Source organism: Thermosynechococcus sp. NK55a (assembly GCF_000505665.1).
Lineage (GTDB): Bacteria > Cyanobacteriota > Cyanobacteriia > Thermosynechococcales > Thermosynechococcaceae > Thermosynechococcus.
In genome coordinates this window covers 1,894,718-1,913,372 of sequence record NC_023033.1, presented here as the reverse complement: position 1 = coordinate 1,913,372, position 18,655 = coordinate 1,894,718, and the positions used below count along the sequence as shown (strand labels likewise).

General features: G+C 52.5%; 18 protein-coding genes, 1 tRNA gene and 1 pseudogene. 12 read left to right on the top strand and 8 right to left on the bottom strand.

Annotation, left to right across the window (positions count from 1 at the left end; genetic code table 11):
* Positions 1-141: 141 nt before the first annotated feature.
* Positions 142-2,469 (bottom strand): DNA helicase PcrA, encoded by a 2,328-nt coding sequence (pcrA, locus tag NK55_RS09260; RefSeq protein WP_024125470.1) that lies wholly within the window; start codon positions 2,467-2,469, stop codon positions 142-144.
* A 271-nt stretch (positions 2,470-2,740) separates the two neighbouring features.
* On the opposite strand from pcrA, the pseudogene menB reads away from it, so the two are divergent.
* The 8 genes and pseudogenes from menB (at position 2,741) to NK55_RS09225 (ending at position 9,861) form a co-directional block, all read left to right on the top strand.
* Positions 2,741-3,576 (top strand): annotated as a pseudogene (gene menB, locus NK55_RS09255) (1,4-dihydroxy-2-naphthoyl-CoA synthase).
* A gap of 44 nt (positions 3,577-3,620) precedes the next feature.
* A complete protein-coding gene (locus tag NK55_RS09250) occupies positions 3,621-3,869 on the top strand; it encodes a Ycf34 family protein (RefSeq protein WP_024125468.1) in 249 nt (82 codons plus the stop codon).
* 170 nt (positions 3,870-4,039) lie between these two features.
* Positions 4,040-5,359 (top strand): TrkA-related ion transporter, encoded by a 1,320-nt coding sequence (locus NK55_RS09245; protein ID WP_225871749.1) that lies wholly within the window; start codon positions 4,040-4,042, stop codon positions 5,357-5,359.
* A 4-nt stretch (positions 5,360-5,363) separates the two neighbouring features.
* Positions 5,364-5,891: a hypothetical protein gene (locus NK55_RS09240; protein WP_024125466.1), complete on the top strand. Its 528-nt coding sequence runs from the start codon at positions 5,364-5,366 to the stop codon at positions 5,889-5,891.
* Between the two features lie 254 nt (positions 5,892-6,145).
* Positions 6,146-6,325: a hypothetical protein gene (locus tag NK55_RS13565; RefSeq protein ID WP_162147185.1), complete on the top strand. Its 180-nt coding sequence runs from the start codon at positions 6,146-6,148 to the stop codon at positions 6,323-6,325.
* 158 nt (positions 6,326-6,483) lie between these two features.
* Complete coding sequence (locus tag NK55_RS13560) at positions 6,484-6,672, top strand: hypothetical protein (RefSeq protein ID WP_162147184.1); 189 nt, start codon at positions 6,484-6,486, stop codon at positions 6,670-6,672.
* 95 nt (positions 6,673-6,767) lie between these two features.
* Positions 6,768-9,431 (top strand): ATP-dependent chaperone ClpB, encoded by a 2,664-nt coding sequence (gene clpB / locus NK55_RS09230; RefSeq protein ID WP_024125465.1) that lies wholly within the window; start codon positions 6,768-6,770, stop codon positions 9,429-9,431.
* Between the two features lie 22 nt (positions 9,432-9,453).
* The gene (locus NK55_RS09225) at positions 9,454-9,861 is read left to right on the top strand and encodes a hypothetical protein (protein ID WP_225871748.1); all 408 of its coding nucleotides are present in this window, start codon (positions 9,454-9,456) and stop codon (positions 9,859-9,861) included.
* A gap of 53 nt (positions 9,862-9,914) precedes the next feature.
* On the opposite strand, the gene chrA is transcribed toward NK55_RS09225, so the two are convergent.
* From chrA to nblR, 3 genes are all read right to left on the bottom strand, one after another.
* Positions 9,915-11,141, bottom strand: a complete 1,227-nt coding sequence (gene chrA, locus NK55_RS09220; RefSeq protein WP_024125464.1) for a chromate efflux transporter — start codon at positions 11,139-11,141, stop codon at positions 9,915-9,917.
* Between the two features lie 298 nt (positions 11,142-11,439).
* The gene (locus tag NK55_RS09215; RefSeq protein ID WP_024125463.1) at positions 11,440-11,952 is read right to left on the bottom strand and encodes a DUF192 domain-containing protein; all 513 of its coding nucleotides are present in this window, start codon (positions 11,950-11,952) and stop codon (positions 11,440-11,442) included.
* Positions 11,933-12,622 (bottom strand): response regulator transcription factor NblR, encoded by a 690-nt coding sequence (nblR, locus tag NK55_RS09210; RefSeq protein ID WP_024125462.1) that lies wholly within the window; start codon positions 12,620-12,622, stop codon positions 11,933-11,935. The genes NK55_RS09215 and nblR overlap by 20 nt, the downstream gene beginning before the upstream one ends.
* 65 nt (positions 12,623-12,687) lie before the next feature.
* Between nblR and NK55_RS09205 the strand changes: the two genes are divergently transcribed.
* The 3 genes from NK55_RS09205 to frr all read left to right on the top strand — a co-directional run bounded on the left by NK55_RS09205 (position 12,688) and on the right by frr (position 14,077).
* Positions 12,688-12,761: transfer RNA gene (locus NK55_RS09205), tRNA-Arg, on the top strand.
* A gap of 52 nt (positions 12,762-12,813) precedes the next feature.
* Complete coding sequence (gene pyrH / locus NK55_RS09200) at positions 12,814-13,542, top strand: UMP kinase (protein WP_024125461.1); 729 nt, start codon at positions 12,814-12,816, stop codon at positions 13,540-13,542.
* Positions 13,529-14,077, top strand: coding sequence for a ribosome recycling factor (gene frr / locus NK55_RS09195; RefSeq protein ID WP_024125460.1), 549 nt, complete (start codon positions 13,529-13,531; stop codon positions 14,075-14,077). The genes pyrH and frr overlap by 14 nt, the downstream gene beginning before the upstream one ends.
* A gap of 1 nt (position 14,078) precedes the next feature.
* Here frr and NK55_RS09190 read toward each other — a convergent pair whose 3' ends face one another.
* The 3 genes from NK55_RS09190 to NK55_RS09180 are packed head-to-tail and all read right to left on the bottom strand — an operon-like array spanning position 14,079 to position 16,705.
* Positions 14,079-14,717 (bottom strand): histidine phosphatase family protein, encoded by a 639-nt coding sequence (locus tag NK55_RS09190; RefSeq protein ID WP_024125459.1) that lies wholly within the window; start codon positions 14,715-14,717, stop codon positions 14,079-14,081.
* Positions 14,718-14,769: 52 nt separating this feature from the next.
* On the bottom strand, positions 14,770-15,939 hold the full coding sequence (locus NK55_RS09185; protein WP_024125458.1) for a SpoIID/LytB domain-containing protein: 1,170 nt from the start codon (positions 15,937-15,939) through the stop codon (positions 14,770-14,772).
* A gap of 37 nt (positions 15,940-15,976) precedes the next feature.
* The gene (locus NK55_RS09180; RefSeq protein WP_024125457.1) at positions 15,977-16,705 is read right to left on the bottom strand and encodes an HpsJ family protein; all 729 of its coding nucleotides are present in this window, start codon (positions 16,703-16,705) and stop codon (positions 15,977-15,979) included.
* A gap of 211 nt (positions 16,706-16,916) precedes the next feature.
* Here NK55_RS09180 and glmU point away from each other — a divergent pair, with 211 nt between their 5' ends.
* On the top strand, positions 16,917-18,266 hold the full coding sequence (gene glmU / locus NK55_RS09175; RefSeq protein WP_024125456.1) for a bifunctional UDP-N-acetylglucosamine diphosphorylase/glucosamine-1-phosphate N-acetyltransferase GlmU: 1,350 nt from the start codon (positions 16,917-16,919) through the stop codon (positions 18,264-18,266).
* Here the strand turns inward: glmU and NK55_RS09170 are convergent.
* A complete protein-coding gene (locus tag NK55_RS09170) occupies positions 18,263-18,595 on the bottom strand; it encodes a hypothetical protein (RefSeq protein ID WP_024125455.1) in 333 nt (110 codons plus the stop codon). The two genes, glmU and NK55_RS09170, sit on opposite strands and share 4 nt — an antisense overlap.
* Positions 18,596-18,655 lie beyond the last annotated feature (60 nt).

Genomic DNA, 18,655 nt, shown 5'->3' with positions numbered 1-18,655 from the left:
ACGTTGCACCTGAGCTACTCAAGAGAATGGGCAGAGTGTAGGCCTTTGGGTCAACAAACTCATTGAACAAACTCAACGGCTGACGAACCTACTCATTGGCCACAAAGCTGAACATCGAGAGCTGGAGAGTATGAGCCGGGTTTAGTAGCTGAGCTTCTCAAGGGGCGTCAGCCGGGGATCAACGACCCTTTGCCCGCGTCGCGGAAAGCGAACCACCAAAGAGAGTTTCGCCCCCACATTGAAGACATGGGTAATTTCCCCTTCGCCATAGACGGGATGGACAATGCGATCGCCCACCCGCCAAAGCGAGGCAGCAGCCTTGCTTAACCGCGAGGGGGATACCTTCATGACAGTGGCCCTTGGGGGGCGGCGTTGAACATTGCCCGTGAGCAGTTCTGGGGGTAGCTCCGTCAGAAATTGCGACGGTATCGTGTCTTCCCTGCCATTGTAAAGACGACGGCTTTGGGCAAAGGTCAGAAAGAGGCGCTCCTGGGCACGGGTAATGCCCACATAGCAGAGGCGGCGTTCCTCTTCTAGGGCCATGGGATCGTTGAGACTGCGGAAGTTGGGAAACAGTCCCTGCTCCATCCCCACCAAAAAGACCACGGGAAATTCTAGCCCCTTGGCAGCATGTAAGGTCATTAGGGAGACGCCCCCCTCTCCCTCTTGCAATGTATCCAAATCTGAGGCAAGGGCAGAACTGTTGAGGAAATCGCTGAGGCTGGCCCCCTCATTCTCCTCGCTAAATTGCTGGGCAGCGTTGACCAATTCCATCAGGTTTTGCAGTCGCTCTAAGCTTTCGTCGGTGCCTGCGTTTTCGAGTTCGCGGCGGTAGCCTGTCTCTTCAATCACGGTTTTCACCAGTTCAGGGAGTTCAATATCGTCTACTAGCGATCGCAGGCGGGTCATGAGGGTCACAAACTGCTGCAGTGCCCGGCTGGCTCGCCCAGCCAACGGTGTCATGGATTCGGTATCAGCAATTAAGTCCCACAGGGAAATGCCAAGGGTTTGGGCAGCATCGCTGAGGCGCTCTAGCGTGGTTTTGCCAATACCGCGGCGCGGCACATTGATAATTCGCCGCAGATTCACGGTGTCTTGAGGATTTTGCAGCAGCCGCAGGTAGGCGAGAATATCCTTGACTTCTTTGCGCTCATAGAACTTGAGACCACCAACCACGGTGTAGGGAATATTTGCGCGAACTAAAGCCTCCTCAAAGGGGCGAGATTGGGCATTGGTACGGTAGAGAATCGCAAACCGTCCCCATTGGGGTTCGAGGGATTGACTGCCCAAGGCTTTAATCTGTTGGGCAATGAAATAGGCTTCATCGGTTTCAGTGTCGCAACATTCACAGTGAATGGGGGGACCGGGATCCTTGGTGGGACGTAGCACTTTATCAATGCGTTCACTGTTGTGCTCAATGAGATAATTGGCGGCCTGCAAAATGTTGGCAACGGAGCGATAGTTTTCTTCCAACTTGATCATTGTGCGGGTATCCTGATCGGGTAGGCGATCGCCAAAATCCTGCTGGAAATTCATCAGGATAGTGAAATCGGCACAGCGAAATGAATAGATGGATTGATCTACATCGCCGACCACAAAAATTGAGCGATTGCCCCAATTCTGAAACTGTTGAGGGGGGGTGCCATTGGTGGCCAACAGCCGAATGAAATCGTACTGGGTGCGATTGGTATCTTGGTACTCGTCCACCAGGATATGCTGGAACTGCTGATGCCAATAGTCAAGACGCTCAGGGCGCTGTTGCAGCAGATGCACTGTTCGCAAAATTAAATCATCAAAATCAAGGGCATTATTCTTGGCAAGAGCTGCCTCATAGCGACGATAAACCTCTGCTGCTACACGACCAGCGGGCGATCTCTGTTCCTGCTCCAATTGATCTGGGCTGAGTCTGCGGTTTTTGGCATAGCTAATTTTGTAGCGGATAGCGCGCGGATCATGCCTGCGCTCATCGAGATTGAGTTCACCCGTAATAATTCCCTTGATTAGGGTTTGTACATCTGACTCATCAAAAATTGTAAAATGCCGCGTCCAGCGATACCCTTGGGGATGTTGATAGGCCTCAATTTCCAAGCGCAGAAGTCGAGCACATAGGCTGTGGAAGGTGCCAATCCATAGGGGCTTGGTGTAGGTGTGATAGACGCGCGATCGCACCCGCTGCTGTTCTGCAGGGGACAGATCCAGCCAGTCTCTGCCGTAGAGTTCCTTGGCCATCTCTTGGCTAAAAAGGGCTTCAATCCGCTCTTTCATTTCGCGGGCGGCCTTATTGGTAAACGTCACCGCCAAGATATTCTCTGGTGCTACCTGACGATGGCGAATCAAATGGGCAATTCGATAGGTGAGCGTGCGCGTTTTCCCAGAACCGGCTCCTGCCACCACCAACAGGGGACCCGAGTAGTGCTCCACTGCCTGCCGCTGTGAGGGATTGAGTCCTGCGAGAAAATCACTGCTCATGATCCTGCTATGCCCATGTGCCTAGAGTTTTATGATACCTGAGGATTGGGGGACAACCCATTGGTGGCCTCCCGCGCCTTCGTATCGCAGGAGTGCTATCAAGAATTCATGGCGAGAGACCCTCAGGCGTTTTCTGGCAGGCTGCCGTCGGTGAGCTTGCTTTTGGGGACTTCCACAGGTAGAACAGATCAGTTGTTTAGGCGATGTTATTCCCCTCTCAACCTGGGAATCCTCAGGGTACAATGGGGGTTCACCTCGGCGATGATACTTTATGGACAGCGTCCACTGGCAGCAGGTTCACAACTACACTGACATCCTTTACCACAAAACGACGGGCATTGCCAAAATTACGATTAATCGCCCCCACAAGCGCAATGCCTTTCGCCCTCAAACCATTGTTGAAATGAGTCAGGCCTTTGAGGATGCTCGCAATGATCCCACCATTGGGGTTGTCTTGCTCACGGGGGCAGGCCCCCACGCGGATGGTAAGTATGCGTTTTGTGCAGGTGGTGACCAAAGCATTCGCGCTGAGGCAGGTTACCTCGACGAGCAGGGGGTGGCGCGGCTGAATGTGCTGGATCTGCAACGGCAAATTCGCTCCCTACCCAAGGTCGTGATTGCCCTTGTGGCCGGCTATGCCATTGGTGGTGGCCATGTGCTCCACCTGGTCTGTGACCTCACCATTGCGGCGGACAATGCCATTTTTGGCCAAACGGGGCCAAAGGTGGGGAGCTTTGATGGTGGTTTTGGAGCTAGTTACCTAGCCCGCATTGTGGGTCAGAAAAAAGCGCGGGAAATTTGGTTTCTCTGTCGGCAATACACCGCTCAGGAGGCGCTGGCGATGGGCTTGGTGAATGCCGTTGTCCCTGTTGAGGAGCTAGAGGCAGAGGGAATCCGCTGGGCACAGGAAATCCTCAGTAAAAGTCCCTTGGCCATTCGCTGCCTCAAGGCGGCCTTTAATGCTGATTGTGATGGCCAGGCCGGCCTCCAGGAGTTAGCGGGGAACGCAACGCTGCTGTACTACCTCACCCAAGAGAGTGCCGAGGGCAAGACCGCCTTTTTGGAAAAACGCCCCCCAACTTTCGGCAGTTTCCTTGGCGACCCTAGGGGATGCGCTACAGTAGGAACATGTGGCATTGGGAGAATTCGCCATGTGTATTTGTGTTAACTGCGCCCTGGTGGATCGCTGCACCACTTATCATGCGGTTGAAGCGCAGCACCAGCAGCCCCATTTGACCCTGACGCCAGACTTTGACCCGATTGAGCCAACAATCAATGTGAATATCCGCACCCAAGGGGAAGAAATTCAATTGGAGTGGGATGTGGTCAGCTGTGCGAGTTTCGTCGAAGAACAGGGACGGTGGGCAAAACTGCGTCCAGGAGAACTGATTCCCACTTAGGTTCACTATTCGCTCATTAGTAGCCGGCGATCGCGCCAATTCAAATCTAATGCTCTCTTTTTGCTGCACCTATGGGACAAAGCCGGCTGAGACAGCAGCTTGATCTATTTTTGCACTCTCCACAGGTAGAAATTAGCCTGCTGGTTTTGATTTTAATATGGGTACTTTTGGTGGTTATTGATCTCTTCTGGATACAGCCCGGGTACCCTAATTTTTTTGTGATGCTGTCGGATTTACCCCTGCGGCTGTGCTTTGTTGTTGAGTTATTCCTACGATTTGCGATCGCCCGCAAAAAGCAACGATTTTTCCGCCACTACTGGCTTGATCTAGTTGCGATTCTCCCCACGCCGCCCCAGTGGACACTGTTTCGTTTGCTGCCACTGCTGCGTCTGCCCCGTGCCTCAATTCTGATGAACCGCAACTTCCACTACATTGCCCCCCAGATTTCTGGTCTCTACAGTGCCCAAATTTCAGCACTGTTAATCATTGTGTTGATCATGCTCTTTGGGGGGCTGGCTTTTTATATTATCGAAGGAACCTCAAACCCAAACATCAAGACCCTTGGGGATGCCCTGTGGTACAGCTTCTTTTCTTTAGTGTCTGCCGAACCCATTGGTGCCTATCCTCAAACCCATGCCGGGCGGATCGTTACCCTAGTCGTGGTTTTGTCGGGGCTGACCTTGTTTGCCGTGTTTACAGGGGTGGTGTCTGCCTTCATGGTGCAGCGGTTGCAGTCGGTCATGAGCATTAAGAACCTTGACTTGGATGAGTTGCGCAACCACATTATTCTTTGTGGCTGGAATCGCAGTGCCCCCCTTGTGCTGGAGGAGTTACAAACCGATCCCCAAACCCGCTATGCGCCGATTGTCGTTATTGCTGAACTGGCACAGCTGCCTGTGAATGAATTGCGGACAGCGGATCAAAATCGCCTCTACTTTTATTCGGGAGACTATACCCGCATTGACGTTTTAGAGAAGGTGCAGATTTACCATGCCTCCCGTGCCATTCTCTTGGCGGATACCAGCCAGCCCCGCAGTGATCAAGACCGCGATGCCCGCACTGTTCTTGCTGCGCTGACCATGGAAAAGCTCAATCCAACGATCTACACCTGTGCTCAGCTTTTGGATCGCAATAACAATGTCCAACTTCAAGCGGCAGGGGTGGAGGATGTGGTTGTAGCTGATGAAATGACAGGTCACCTCATTGGCAATGCAGTGCGCAATCAAGGGGCGATGGACGTCTTTGCGGAGCTGCTGACGGTACAGGTGGGGAACCAATTTTATCGGCTGCCTTTGCCGTCAACGCTGGCAGGCAAAACCTTTTGGTATGCGCAACGACACCTTAAGGAGCAGGACGATGCTCTCCTGATAGCTGTGGAACGTCGCGTTGAGGGGCGTCGCCAAACGTATATTAATCCACCGATGAACTATGAGTTGCAGGTGGGGGATTACGTGGTTGTGATTGCGCGGCAGTCTCCACAGTGGGGATAAGGTCATGGAAATTTCTTCCCAAGTAGAGCTACCCTTTCCCCGTGACGCTGTCTATCGCACCTATCGCGATCGCCTGCCAGAACTGGTGAACTGGATGCCCAATGTGCGAGCAATTGAAGTACAGGCGCGCCACGAACAGCCCCAAGGCCTAGAAATGGTTTTGGTTTGGCATGGTGGCGGTGACATTCCAGCGGCGGCACGGGCATTCTTGAGTGAAGCAATGCTCTCATGGACGGACTATAGCTATTGGGACAATCGCCACTATCTCACCCGCTGGCGCATTGTCCCCCATGCCTTTACGGAGGCCGTTGACTGTCAGGGGGAAAATCAATTTATTGCCAATGGTTACTCAACGATCATCACGAGCCGTGGCCATCTCAGGATTGATCCAAAACGCATTACCGGTGTCCCCTTCTTTTTAGCAAGTATGATTGCTCGGGTAGTTGAAGAGTATTTAGGACAACGAATTGAACCCAATTTTCAGCAGTTAGCCACAAGCGTGGGATTATTTTTACATTCTCAGGAGGATTAGGCGTGAAAATACTGGCGCAAACGGACAATTCCCTGCACTTGCGGCAGAGATCTTTGGGGAATTGGTTTATAGGCGGGATTTTTGTCTTGTATCTATGCTAACATTGAGCCTCTTCCCAGTTGGACAACTTCACCGTCAACGCCAAATCCTGCCCTATGGATGTAGTGTCACAACAACGTATTTTGTAATCTAAGAGCGAGTGAATATTCCGCTTCCCCTCCTACGACAGGCAAAGTTGGAGGAGGATATTGACAGTGACAGCGATCGCATATACCGCATTGTTCTTGATTGTTCTTGATGTGGCGGGCAAGTCAACCGTATTGGGTAGTGCTATCTCACAGCCGAGCGATCGCGCCGCCATAGTACAGCAAATTAACCAATTCTTAGGGGATCCCAATCAAACCGAACTTTCAGCGCGTGCGGACGATCGCTAGATAGTAGGGATCATGGCAGGGGTGTTCTTTTTTGTAGGGTTTGTAGGGATGAGTCTAATTTCCTGCACCGGTGTTTTAACGCTGGATTGAGATCGGGGCAGTGGTACCTTGACAATTCTCCATGCAAATTTTTCTGCCGAACTCACAAGGAATTGCTCTTGCGCGAAATTAGGGACATTGCCATTGATATCCATAAGGATTCTGACGGCGATCGCCTCTATCGCGTCGTGGTCCAGATGACCTCTGGCGACACAGTCCCCCTGCAACCGTACTACAGCGGTGACTATAGCAGCAAGAAAAAACTGGCTAATCTCCTGCGGGCGTTTCTCTATTTGCCACCTCTGTAAATCATCCTGTGGGTGGGGTGGTGGCCTGTTGATTACACTGGAGATGATGGCATAATGCATTCACAGTCGGTGGGGTTTTGCCCGCAATTATCACTATGCAACCAACGGATCCAACAAAGTTTACTGATAAGGCATGGGAAGCCATTGTTCAGTCCCAGGATGTGGCACGGGAATATCGCAGCCAATACCTGGAAACAGAGCACGTCATGATTGCCCTACTGCGGGAAGAGGGACTGGGTCAACTGATTCTTGAGCGGGCGGATATTGACACCGAATGGGTGCTCAAGCGGCTGATGGATTTTGCTAAGCAACAGCCGCGCGTTCCCGCAGGCAGCGAACTCTACTGTGGTCGCAGTTTGGATGCGCTCCTTGATGAGGCCAATCGCCTCCGCCAAGAGGAAGAGGATCAATTCATTTCCATTGAGCATCTTTTACTGGCTTTTGTGGGCGATCGCCGCATTGGTCAACGTCTTTTCCGGGCCCTAAATTGCGATCGCGAGCAGTTGGCTGCCACCGTCAAAGCCATTCGCGGTGCCCAAAAAGTTTTAGATCAAAACCCCGAAAATAAATACGCTGCCCTTGAAAAGTACGGTCGTGATCTCACCGAAGCTGCCCGCCAAGGCAAACTGGATCCCGTCATTGGCCGCGATGAAGAAATTCGCCGCGTTATTCAAGTTCTCTCCCGCCGCACGAAAAATAATCCCGTTCTCATTGGTGAACCGGGTGTTGGTAAAACCGCCATTGCTGAAGGTCTTGCCCAGCGGATTATCAACGGCGATGTGCCAGAATCCCTAAAAAATCGGCGCTTGATTTCCCTCGACCTGGGGAGTCTGGTGGCGGGTGCCAAGTTTCGCGGTGACTTTGAAGATCGCCTCAAGGCTGTTCTTCACGAAGTCACCCATTCCGAAGGTCAAATTGTTCTTTTTATTGATGAACTGCACACAGTTGTTGGCGCTGGTGCCAATCAAAACTCGTCGATGGATGCCAGCAACCTACTTAAACCGATGTTGGCGCGGGGAGAGCTGCGCTGCATTGGCGCCACCACCCTAGATGAATATCGCAAATACATTGAGAAAGATGCTGCCTTAGAACGCCGCTTTCAGCAGGTGTATATTGGCCAGCCCAGTGTTGAGGATACGATCTCAATTTTGCGCGGCCTCAAGGATCGCTACGAAATTCACCACAACGTTAAAATTACCGATTCGGCATTGGTGGCCGCGGCCATGCTTTCGGATCGGTATATTAGCGATCGCTACCTCCCCGATAAGGCCATTGACCTCGTGGATGAGGCAGCCGCCAAGCTAAAAATGGAAATCACCACCAAGCCCGCTGAACTGGAAGCCCTTGAGCGGCGCCTGCGGCAACTGGAAATGGAAAGACTGTCCCTCAAACAGGAGGAGAGCCTGCCCCTCAGCCAAGCACCACTACAGGCCACTCGCGATCGCCTGCAGCGCATCGAAGCGGAAATTGCCCAACTGCAGCCGCGACAACAGGCCATGCAAGCCCGCTGGCAAGCAGAAAAAGAACTGCTGGAGCGCATCAACAGCCTCAAGGAAGAAGAAGACCAAGTGAAGTTGCAAATTGAGCAAGCAGAGCGGGACTACAACCTCAACAAAGCCGCGCAACTCAAATATGGTCGTTTAGAAACCCTCCAACGGGAACTGGAGGCCACCGAAGCACAACTTTTGGAACTTCAAGCCGCAGGTGGCACCTTTTTGCGCGATCAAGTCACCGAAGCTGACATTGCCGAAATTGTTGCCAAGTGGACGGGAATTCCCCTGCAAAAACTCATGGCCTCAGAACGCCAAAAACTCCTGCAGCTGGAACAAGTCCTCCATCAGCGGGTGATTGGTCAAACCGATGCCGTGGCCGCCGTGGCCGCTGCCATCCGCCGCGCCCGAGCTGGCATGAAAGACCCTGCCCGTCCCATTGGTTCATTCCTCTTTATGGGACCCACAGGCGTTGGCAAAACGGAACTGGCCCGTGCCCTTGCCGAAGCCCTCTTTGATGATGAAAATGCCTTGGTGCGCATTGATATGTCGGAGTACATGGAAAAACATGCCGTCTCCCGCATGATTGGCGCACCGCCGGGATATGTTGGCTTTGACAGTGGCGGTCAACTCACCGAAGCTATCCGCCGTCGTCCCTATGCCGTGGTTCTGTTTGACGAGGTGGAAAAAGCCCATCCCGAGGTTTTTAATGTGCTCTTGCAGGTGCTGGATGATGGCCGCATTACTGATTCCCAAGGGCGGACGGTGGACTTCCGCAACACTGTGATCATTATGACCAGTAACCTGGGCAGCGAGCATATCTTAGATTTGGCAGTGGATGACAGCCGCTATGAGGAAATGCGGCAACGGGTGCTCCAAAGTGCCCAAAAGTATTTTCGCCCCGAATTTCTCAACCGCATTGATGACGTGATTCTCTTCCACGGGCTAGGGCGGACGGAACTGGCTCAGATTGCCCAAATTCAACTGCGACGGGTGGAAAAACTCCTTGCGGATCAAAAACTTCACCTGCACCTCACCCCAGCAGCGCTCGATCATTTAGTGGCGGTGGGCTTTGATCCAGTCTATGGGGCACGTCCTCTCAAGCGCGCCATTCAACGGGAATTGGAGAACCCTCTGGCCGTGAAGCTTCTTGAGGAGGTCTTTACCCCTGGCGATACGATTTTGGTGGATTTGGTGGGTAGTGAGTTGACCTTTAGTGCAGTCAGCCCTGCGGGGACAGGCGATCGCCACACCGTCAGCGCCTCCTAAAATACAGTGATCAATACTCACAATGATCAATACTCAGCGTGTTCAGTTAACAGCAACTGAACTTGCCTCTGAGGATTCTCCCCAAGATCAAGCGACAATTAATCACCGTGCTGGCCGAGTTCTCAAAGCACCTGTGTGCTTTTCACCCCCAGTGCTGCGCCGATTGTGCAATCCCTTTTTGCCCTGTTATCCCTTCAGGCTTCTATTTGGCCGCCACCAATACTATGCCACCTCAAAGCGAATCCATCTTAAAAACCAAGACACTCTTTCAGCAGCTTCTACAGCAAAATCAAGCTATTCAATTAATCAAGGCTCCGCAGCCGGCACCCAACAGTGGCTTACAAGTGAAGGAGCAAGTGAAAAAAGCAATGGAAAATGTATCAAAAAATTATTGAACATCGTGCTCAATCTCGTCTTAAGGAAAGTTTGACACTAAAGTCTCAGACCCCTCGAAAACTCGAGGGCAAGCTTGAGTTTTCCTCGCTAGGCGGTGCCGGTTAACCACTGGCCGCCGAGTAATCCAACTGTTGCTCCCACAGCGAGGGCGATTGCTGGATGCCATTTGAGGCGCGTAATCGCCACAAGGGAAAAGACTAAGAGCAAACTATTCAGAATGAGACTGATGGGCTGGGGATGGACAATTGCAGGAGCAAGGTTAATCGCTGCTGACAACACCATACCCACCACTGCAGGATTCACTCCCGCCAAAAATTGCTTCACCCGTTGGAGATGCTTCACCACTTGATAGTAGTGGGCGAGAGCAAACATCAATAGTAGGGATGGCAAAAATAAGGCCACGGTTGCCAAAAGGGCACCACTAATACCAGCGACACGGAATCCGGCAAAGGTGGCAATGACCGCGATCGGTCCCGGTGTCAATTGACTAATAGCCACACCATCAATAAATTCCTGCTGCGTCAGCCAATGCAACTGATCGATCAAGAGTTGTTTCAGCACGGGGATTAGGACAAAGCCACCACCAAAGAAAACAATCCCCACCTTCAGGAAGGTCAACACTAGAGTTAGCCACTGAACGGGTTGAGAAGAGGCAGTGGCCATTTGGGCAGCTTGGTGGGGTAGGGTTTGGATGGCCAGGGGTAAGCCAACGAGGGCTGATTTTTGGGAAGTTTGGAGTTTCGTGGTTTTTGTGGGTGGGCTAAGTTGGAGAATGAGACCAATGATGCCGCCACTGCCAAGGATGAGCAAGGGATTGATGCGGGTCAAACTACCGAGACAGGCCGCAATGGCGATCGCGATCGTTACCGTCGAGCGCACGGACTTTTGCCCCATTGACCAGACCGCTGCCAAGATAATGCCAATGACCACTGGCGTTAGTCCCGCAAGGGCACTTTGCAATGAGGGAATCTTATGAAACCCGAAATAGAGCCAAGATAGTAAAATCACCGCCACAACGGACGGCAGCAAAAAGGCGAGACTGCCCAACAGACCTCCCCAAAATCCATGGAGACGATAGCCAACAAAGAGCGCTGTATTTACCGGAAACGATCCTAGGATTTGGCTGAGGGCAACTCCGTGTAGGAATTCATCAATGGCCAAGAGCCGCCGTCGCTTGACAAACTCATGTTCCATGAGGGCAATCATGGCGATTCCACCGCCAAAGCCAATACTCCCCAACTTGAGAAATACAGCGGTCATTTCCCAAAGATTAAGGGGCAAAGGAGATGACTCTTCAACCTCCGACTCCGGCATGGGTTCCTCCCTGGCGATGACTATAGCTAATTGTAGTTTTTATATTATCATATAGTTAAATAAGCAACTAAGAACCTCAATTGTGGATGAGGTCAAAAATGTGAAGTAAATCCTGACAGGCTTTTGGTACTTAATTTATATTTCTGGTTAAATTATGTTATTCACAAATTCTATTACAAAAATTTATGATTACTAAGATCATTTACTATTGGCATAAGCTACAGCAAAAAATTTAGTCAAAGCACTTTGGAATAATATTGGAATAATATTTCAGACGCTAATTAACCCTGACCGCCAGTCAAGGCTCCAAGTACTGTATCTCTACAGGATCATTGACCTTGAGTCCCAATTCAGCAGCGCGGCCACCCGCCAGTTCTAAAACCGCATCCACTGGAACCCCAGACTCATAGGTGGGGCAAGGGAGGGTTGGGCAAGGGGGGGCTTGGGGGGCGATCGCCACCACTTTGCCGTGCCGGAGAAAAATTAAGTCGAGGGGGATCAGGCAATTTTTCATCCAGAAGCTGGCCACTTGGGGCGGAGACATTGGAAACAGCATCCCGCGATCGCCCGGCAATTGGGGACGAAACATCAAGCCCAACTGCTGCTGGGCTGGCGTGCGCGCCACTTCCAATTGAATCCAGGTATCGTGAATGCGCGCCTTCGCCGTAATGGGTAGATATTGCGGAACGGCGCGAACCATTGGAGGCGGGGTTGCCGGATCCCCTTGGCTCCGGTTTTGACACCCTAGCAGAAACCCCAAGGTCACCAATGCCAGAACCAGCCAGCGTAACTTAGGCTTCACGGAGAACATAGCCCACTCCTCGCACTGTGTGAATCAACCGTTTTTCACCATCGGGTTCAATCTTCAACCGCAGGTAACGAATATAGACTTCAATGACGTTGGATTCACCCAAAAAGTCATAGCCCCAGACGTTTTCTAAAATTTGCTCACGGGTGAGGACTTCGCGGGGGTGCTCCATGAGAAACTTCAGCAGTTCATATTCCTTCATGGTAAGGTCGATGATCCGCCCATTGCGCTCTGCTCGCCGCGTCAACAAATCGAGGGTCAAATTATCAAATCGCAACACCTCACTTTGAGTTACCGGTGGCTTCAGGTAGAGCTGAATCATCTGGAGAAAAGACTTGGGACTGTAGGGCAGCAATAGATAATCATCAGCCCCTGACTCCAGGACAGCGACCCGATCTTCGAGGCGATCGCTCTCCAGCATTAGTAGAATCGGCAGACTGATCCCCTGCTGACGCAGCTGCTGGCACAACTCCATACTGTTGAGCCGCCCCAAATAGCGATCCATGATAATCAAGGCAGGCTGCCATTCAGCACAGGCCAAGTGACATTCTTTTTCTGTTGTCGCAATCACTGGATCGTAACCCGCCGCCTGAAGGTCTTGCCCCATGCGTTGCGACAGGTGGTTGTCAGCGCAGACCAAAAGCAAACGAGAAGGAGGAGAAGTTAGATCCATCGGCATCGTCCTAACTAGCCAGATATTATCTTCAGCTTATGCCGTGTGGGAAAATATTGAAAAATGCGCCCGTAGCTCAGCGGAATAGAGCACTCGCCTTCTAAGCGATTGGTCGTTGGTTCGAGTCCAACCGGGCGCGTCTAACCTGCTATCGTTGATGGGGAGCGTATTGGAGTGCAAGAATCCTCGCAATGAATCCTAAATATCGCCGCGTATTGCTCAAATTGAGCGGTGAAGCCCTCATGGGCGACCTGAACTACGGCATTGATCCAAAAGTGGTGCAGGCATTTGCCAGTGAAATTGCTCAGGTGGTGCAGGCGGGAGTTCAAACCGCTATTGTGGTGGGAGGTGGCAATATCTTTCGTGGTATGAAAGGAGCGGCGGCTGGCATGGATCGGGCAACCGCAGACTACATCGGTATGATTGCCACGGTTATGAATGCCATGACCCTTCAGGATGCCCTTGAACAGATGAATGTGCCCACACGAGTGCAAACTGCGATCGCCATGCAGGAGGTGGCCGAACCCTATATTCGCCGCCGTGCCATTCGTCACCTAGAAAAGGGAAGGGTGGTGATCTTTGGGGCAGGGTCAGGCAATCCCTTTTTTACCACGGACACAACCGCGGCCCTGCGCGCTGCCGAAATTGATGCCGAAGTGATCTTCAAAGCCACTAAGGTCGATGGCGTCTATGACGCTGATCCCCACAAAAATCCTAACGCGCGTCGCTACCGTAGTCTCACCTACACCCATGCCCTCACCCATAACTTGGCAGTGATGGACAGTACAGCGATCGCCCTGTGTAAAGATAATGATATCCCCATTATTGTGTTTAGCTTAGAAACAGCCGGTAACATCTACCGCGCCTTGACTGGGGAACCCATTGGTACGATGGTTGGAGGCTCCTGTGAAATTAGCTGATGTCGAAGAGCGGATGCAAAAATCGGTTGAAGCAACCCAGCATGACTTCAATAGCATTCGCACGGGTCGCGCCAACGCGGCGTTATTAGACCGGGTGATGGTGGACTACTACGGCACTGAAACTCCCCTGCGCTCCTTGGCCAATATCTCCACCCCCGATGCGACCACGATTTTGATTCAGCCCTACGATCGCTCCACATTGGCCAGCATTGAAAAAGCCATTCAACTCTCTGACTTGGGCTTGACGCCCAACAACGATGGCTCTAGCGTCCGCCTCAACATTCCACCCTTAACCACGGAGCGACGCAAAGAATTGGTGAAAACCGCCGCCAAAATTGCCGAAGGGGGCAAAGTAGCGATTCGCAACATCCGCCGCGATGCTATTGATCACATCAAAAAGGCGGGTAAAGCCGGCGAGCTCACCGAAGATGAAGTCAAGGATTTGCAAGAGAAAGTGCAAAAGCTCACCGACAAATACATCGGCAAAATTGACGCCCTCCTTGCCGAGAAAGAAAAGGATATTATGACCGTATAGGTTAGGTGCCCGGCAGGTGCCGCAGTTCTGGACTCAGGTGCGATCGCTCCGCCAGAGCAAGGAGCAGTGGTCCACGGGAGGTATACTCCACAACACTGACACTGGCCACTGGGGCAGCAATGCGATCGCGAAACCGTCCCACATCAATACCCAGAAGGCCACAGAGCATAATCCGAATGGTGGCTTTGTGGGAAACAAGCAGAACATTGCCGTCGGGATACTCCCGTTCAATTTCTAAGAGGACGGCATTACTGCGGTAGTAGATGTCAATCCCCCGCTCACCCCCTGTGGGGGCATTCCAGCCCGGATCCGCCAGCCAGCGCACATAGTCATCGTGAAACTTGGCATTCACCTCTTCCGGAGAGAGGCCTTCCCACTGACCATAGTGAATTTCCCGCAGACCGTCGCGGATCTGCATCTGGAGACCCAGGCGATCGCACAGGGGCTGTGCCGTGGCTCGAGTTCGCACCATTGGGCTGACAAAGACTGCCTGCCAAGACAACTGGGCATAGTGCTCGGCAAACGCTTCAGCCATCGCTAGGCCAGCATCCGTCAAGGGTGGATCCAGTTCTCCACAGTAGGCATTGGCACGACTAAAGCTAGTTTGCCCGTGGCGCAAGAAATAGAGTGTTAAGACCACAACCTTGACTCCATACCGCTAGGGGCAGCATAGTCGAGGGACATAAAGCTCGTCAACGCTCAGTTGTGTCCAATACACTCAATGTAACGCCTTGGTAATAATGCCCTAAAATTTGGTCGTAGGTGTAACCCTGCAAGGCCATACCGTAGGCCCCCCATTGACTCATGCCCAGGCCATGGCCGTGACCCCGTCCAGTAATTGTAAAAGCCACTGGCACACCTTGAGCCCTTTGGCTGGCCACATTGCCATATTCTGGTGTGATCGTCAGTAGGGTACTGCGCAGTCCCAACGCGCGCCGTAGTTCACTGCCAGAAATTGTGCGGCTACCGGCTGTGCCCACCACTTGCACTGACATGACTCGCCCTTGGGGGGTCAATTGTAAGGGGCGAAAGCCAACAATTGAACCAATACCGGGGAGGCGTTGCTGCAGTTGTGCGGCTGTAAAACGAACCGTCCATTGAAAGTTGGGGGAGACTTGGTCAAAGTCAGGGGTACCCCGCAGGTAGGGAATCACAGTTTGCCAAAGGTCTTCTGAATTTTCTGTGTGCCCGCCAGAGGAGGCATGAAAGAGCGCTTCAATAATTCGGCCATTGTAGGTCAGCACTTGACCGCGGGTAGCGGCAACGGCGGCTAGGGTACTGGCGGTTTCTGAACTGACCCCCCCATACACCTGATGAGTAACGGTGGCACCCACATCAAAAAGGCTGCCCGGCCGACGGCGGGCGCGATCGCGCCGAAAGAGAACAAAGGAACGGGAAGCCACTGCTTGGGCTTTGAGGGCTTCTAGCGGCCAAGAGGGATACATTTCCTTACCCACTACACTGGGCAGATACGCCTCTAAATCCACAAGATTGATGGCGAGAATCCCCTCATTGGTACTCACCAATTGCAACCGCCCGCGATACCAGCGATCGCCCACTCGCACGAGGCCATTGTCTCGAGGTTCGAGGAAAACTTGCCGGCCATGCACACCCCCTGCTTGTAGGCCAGTCCCTGTGAGGACAGCGGTAATACTCTGCTGCGGTGCCACTGTCAGGACCCGACCCACCTCATCCCGTAATTGCGCTGGGGTGGAGCTACTAATTGTTACTTGACGCACCCGATCCAAAACCGCGACCCGCAATTCCACTGCTGCGGCCGTCAGTTGTAGGAGCAAACTGATCAAGCAGCCAAGACCCACCGACTGCGACAGAAAGCGCCAAGGCACGATGAGGTAAACCATAGTTCACTCCTCAGGTAGGTGGCAATGGTAACAATGCCTAGCGGTGCTCGCGCAGACCACTCCAACCAATGGTAATAAAGCCCACTGCCAATAGAAAACTACGAATGCCTACCCTTAAACGATTCAAAAAAGCTTCCTGTTGTGCCCGATTGACCGCTTCCTGTTGTTGACTGCGGATGCGCTCCCGTGCCTGACCCGCTTGTTTGTCGAGGGCTTGGGGGTCTTTTTGTAACTGCTCAAGAATCGCCCGTTGATCGGGAGGCAGTTGATTGCTTTTCAGAAGTTGCTGCAATTGACCGCTACTGGCCAGTTGTTTGATTTGTTGCTGTTCCTGCTCCAGCCGAATTTCTGCCTGTGCCGCCTCTTGATTGATTTGGTTGACCGCCTGTTCCGTAATTTGGCCTGTAATGGATAGGTAGAGAGGAATCGCCAGCAGGCACAGTAATCCCAGCAAACTCGAGAGGACAAAAACCCAAAATCGCCAATCCTTCAGGGCAGGTTCCCCTGGCTCCGGCTGCGTAGCACTCCCAGAGACCGCTTGAATCCAAAAGCCAGTGTAGATAAAGACAAACCCAATCAAGGGGGTGGCGCCGCGGTCAATGAATTGGTTGACAACCGTGAGTTGCCACTGGCTGTTATTAAACTGGGGAGTAATAAAGAGAATACCCCACTCGACCAAAAAGGTGAGGAGTAGGATAATTCCCACCAGTTTTAGGAACTGAGCTGCCAAGGGGACAGGTCGCTTGGTTGATTTTGAAGCGGTCATGGACGGTGAGTGACTCGTCAACTACTGCATCAACCTTACTGGATTTTGGTGCGCTTGATTCATCTTAGGGGCATTGACTCGCCCGTGGGGCTGCTATCTTTGGCTACCGCAACCTTGGTATACTCCAATTGTGGATGGCGCTGATGCTGGGCGGCTTCCCCCCGGGAGTGCCAGTTCGCCATCCCTTTGCTCATTGAGGCACAACAAATCCATGGTCATTGTGGCAGTCTTAGCGGCAGGACGAGGCACACGGATGAAATCCTCACTGCCAAAAGTTCTCCACCCCTTAGGTGGGCGATCGCTGGTGGGCTGGGTTTTACACCAAGTTCAATCTCTGCAACCGCAACGGCAGTTTGTGATCATTGGCTATGGAGGAGAGGCCGTCCGTGCCGCTTTAGCGGATCAGCCCCACGTGGAATTTGTCGAGCAGCGGGAACAGTTGGGAACAGGTCATGCTGTGCAGCAGCTTTTGCCCTACCTCAAGGACTATGAAGGCCATCTTTTGGTGCTCAATGGCGATGTGCCCCTATTGCGTGGTCAAACACTGGCACACTTGCTCGCAGTTCACCAGAAACACAACAATGCGGCCACTATTTTAACGGCACAAATTCCCAACCCCCAAGGCTATGGCCGCGTGATTTGCGACAGTCAGAATATGCTGAAGCAAATTATTGAGGATCGTGACTGCACCACAGCCCAAAAGCAAAACCGCCGCATTAATGCTGGGGTGTATTGTTTCCATTGGCCCCAACTTGCTGCTGTGTTGCCCCATCTCCAGTCCAATAATGATCAGCAGGAATACTACCTGACCGATGCCGTCAATGCCCTAAGTCCCGTGATGGCAGTGGACGTGGAAGACTATGAGGAGATTTTGGGCGTCAACGATCGCGTGCAGTTGGCGACAGCCTATCAAGTGCTCCAAAATCGAATCAAAAAAGCTTGGATGCAGGCGGGGGTGACCCTAATTGACCCGGCCAGTATCACGATTGAGGATACCGTTGAGCTAGCACCGGATGTGGTGATTGAACCCCAAACTCACCTGCGCGGCCAAACCCGTATTGGCAGTGGCAGCATTATTGGCCCCGGCACCTTGATTGAAAATAGTGTCATTGGCGAACGGGTGACCGCTCGCTATGCCGTGATTACCGACAGTGAGATTGGCGAGGATACCCAAGTAGGGCCTTTTGCCCACATCCGCCAGCAAAGTGTGGTTGCCGATCACTGCCGCATTGGCAACTTTGTGGAGCTAAAAAAAGCGCAGTTGGGCAGTGACACCAAGGCCTCCCATTTGTCCTACCTGGGGGATGCCACCTTGGGCGATCGCGTCAATATCGGGGCAGGAACAATCACCGCCAACTACGATGGTGTTCGCAAACACCCCACCCATATTGGTAGCGGCACCAAGACAGGGGCTAACAGTGTTTTAGTGGCACCAGTAACCCTTGGTAACAATGTCACAGTAGCGGCGGGTTCGACCGTCACAGAAGATGTACCGGATAATGCCCTTGTCATTGCCCGCTGTCGTCAAGTGGTCAAACCCAACTGGGAACCCAAAGCTTAGCCCACTCCACAGCAGGGTTCAATGCCCAGTCGCCGCAGGAGGAGATCACTCACCGCATTGGCAACCGCAAACTCGCTATAGAAGCTTTGGGAAAAATCAAACTCTTGCAACTCCGTGACCAAGGCCAAGAGAATGCCCCCAAGATCGTGCTCCCCTTCCAGCCGCTGACGGCGGTACACTTGAGCTGCCCGCTGGGCAATCACCAGATTCACAGCTTCCGGTAAATACTCGGTATTGAGCCAATTGAGAAGGGCTGCCTCCAACCATTCCGCCTCCGCAGTGCAGTCACCACAGGGGGGAAGCTGAATCGGCGGAATTGGGGTATCCATGGCAGAGTCCTAAACTCGTCTAATGAAGTCCAATGAAGTTGATCTTATAACTTGTAACTG

Coding starts and splice junctions, on each gene's coding strand:
- pcrA (WP_024125470.1), bottom strand. CDS start 2,469: ATGAGCAGTGATTTTCTCGCAGGACTCAATCCCTCACAGCGGCAGGCA.
- NK55_RS09250 (WP_024125468.1), top strand. CDS start 3,621: ATGTGTATTTGTGTTAACTGCGCCCTGGTGGATCGCTGCACCACTTAT.
- NK55_RS09240 (WP_024125466.1), top strand. CDS start 5,364: ATGGAAATTTCTTCCCAAGTAGAGCTACCCTTTCCCCGTGACGCTGTC.
- clpB (WP_024125465.1), top strand. CDS start 6,768: ATGCAACCAACGGATCCAACAAAGTTTACTGATAAGGCATGGGAAGCC.
- NK55_RS09225 (WP_225871748.1), top strand. CDS start 9,454: ATGATCAATACTCAGCGTGTTCAGTTAACAGCAACTGAACTTGCCTCT.
- chrA (WP_024125464.1), bottom strand. CDS start 11,141: ATGCCGGAGTCGGAGGTTGAAGAGTCATCTCCTTTGCCCCTTAATCTT.
- NK55_RS09215 (WP_024125463.1), bottom strand. CDS start 11,952: ATGTTCTCCGTGAAGCCTAAGTTACGCTGGCTGGTTCTGGCATTGGTG.
- nblR (WP_024125462.1), bottom strand. CDS start 12,622: ATGGATCTAACTTCTCCTCCTTCTCGTTTGCTTTTGGTCTGCGCTGAC.
- pyrH (WP_024125461.1), top strand. CDS start 12,814: ATGAATCCTAAATATCGCCGCGTATTGCTCAAATTGAGCGGTGAAGCC.
- NK55_RS09185 (WP_024125458.1), bottom strand. CDS start 15,939: ATGGTTTACCTCATCGTGCCTTGGCGCTTTCTGTCGCAGTCGGTGGGT.
- NK55_RS09180 (WP_024125457.1), bottom strand. CDS start 16,705: ATGACCGCTTCAAAATCAACCAAGCGACCTGTCCCCTTGGCAGCTCAG.
- glmU (WP_024125456.1), top strand. CDS start 16,917: ATGGTCATTGTGGCAGTCTTAGCGGCAGGACGAGGCACACGGATGAAA.
- NK55_RS09170 (WP_024125455.1), bottom strand. CDS start 18,595: ATGGATACCCCAATTCCGCCGATTCAGCTTCCCCCCTGTGGTGACTGC.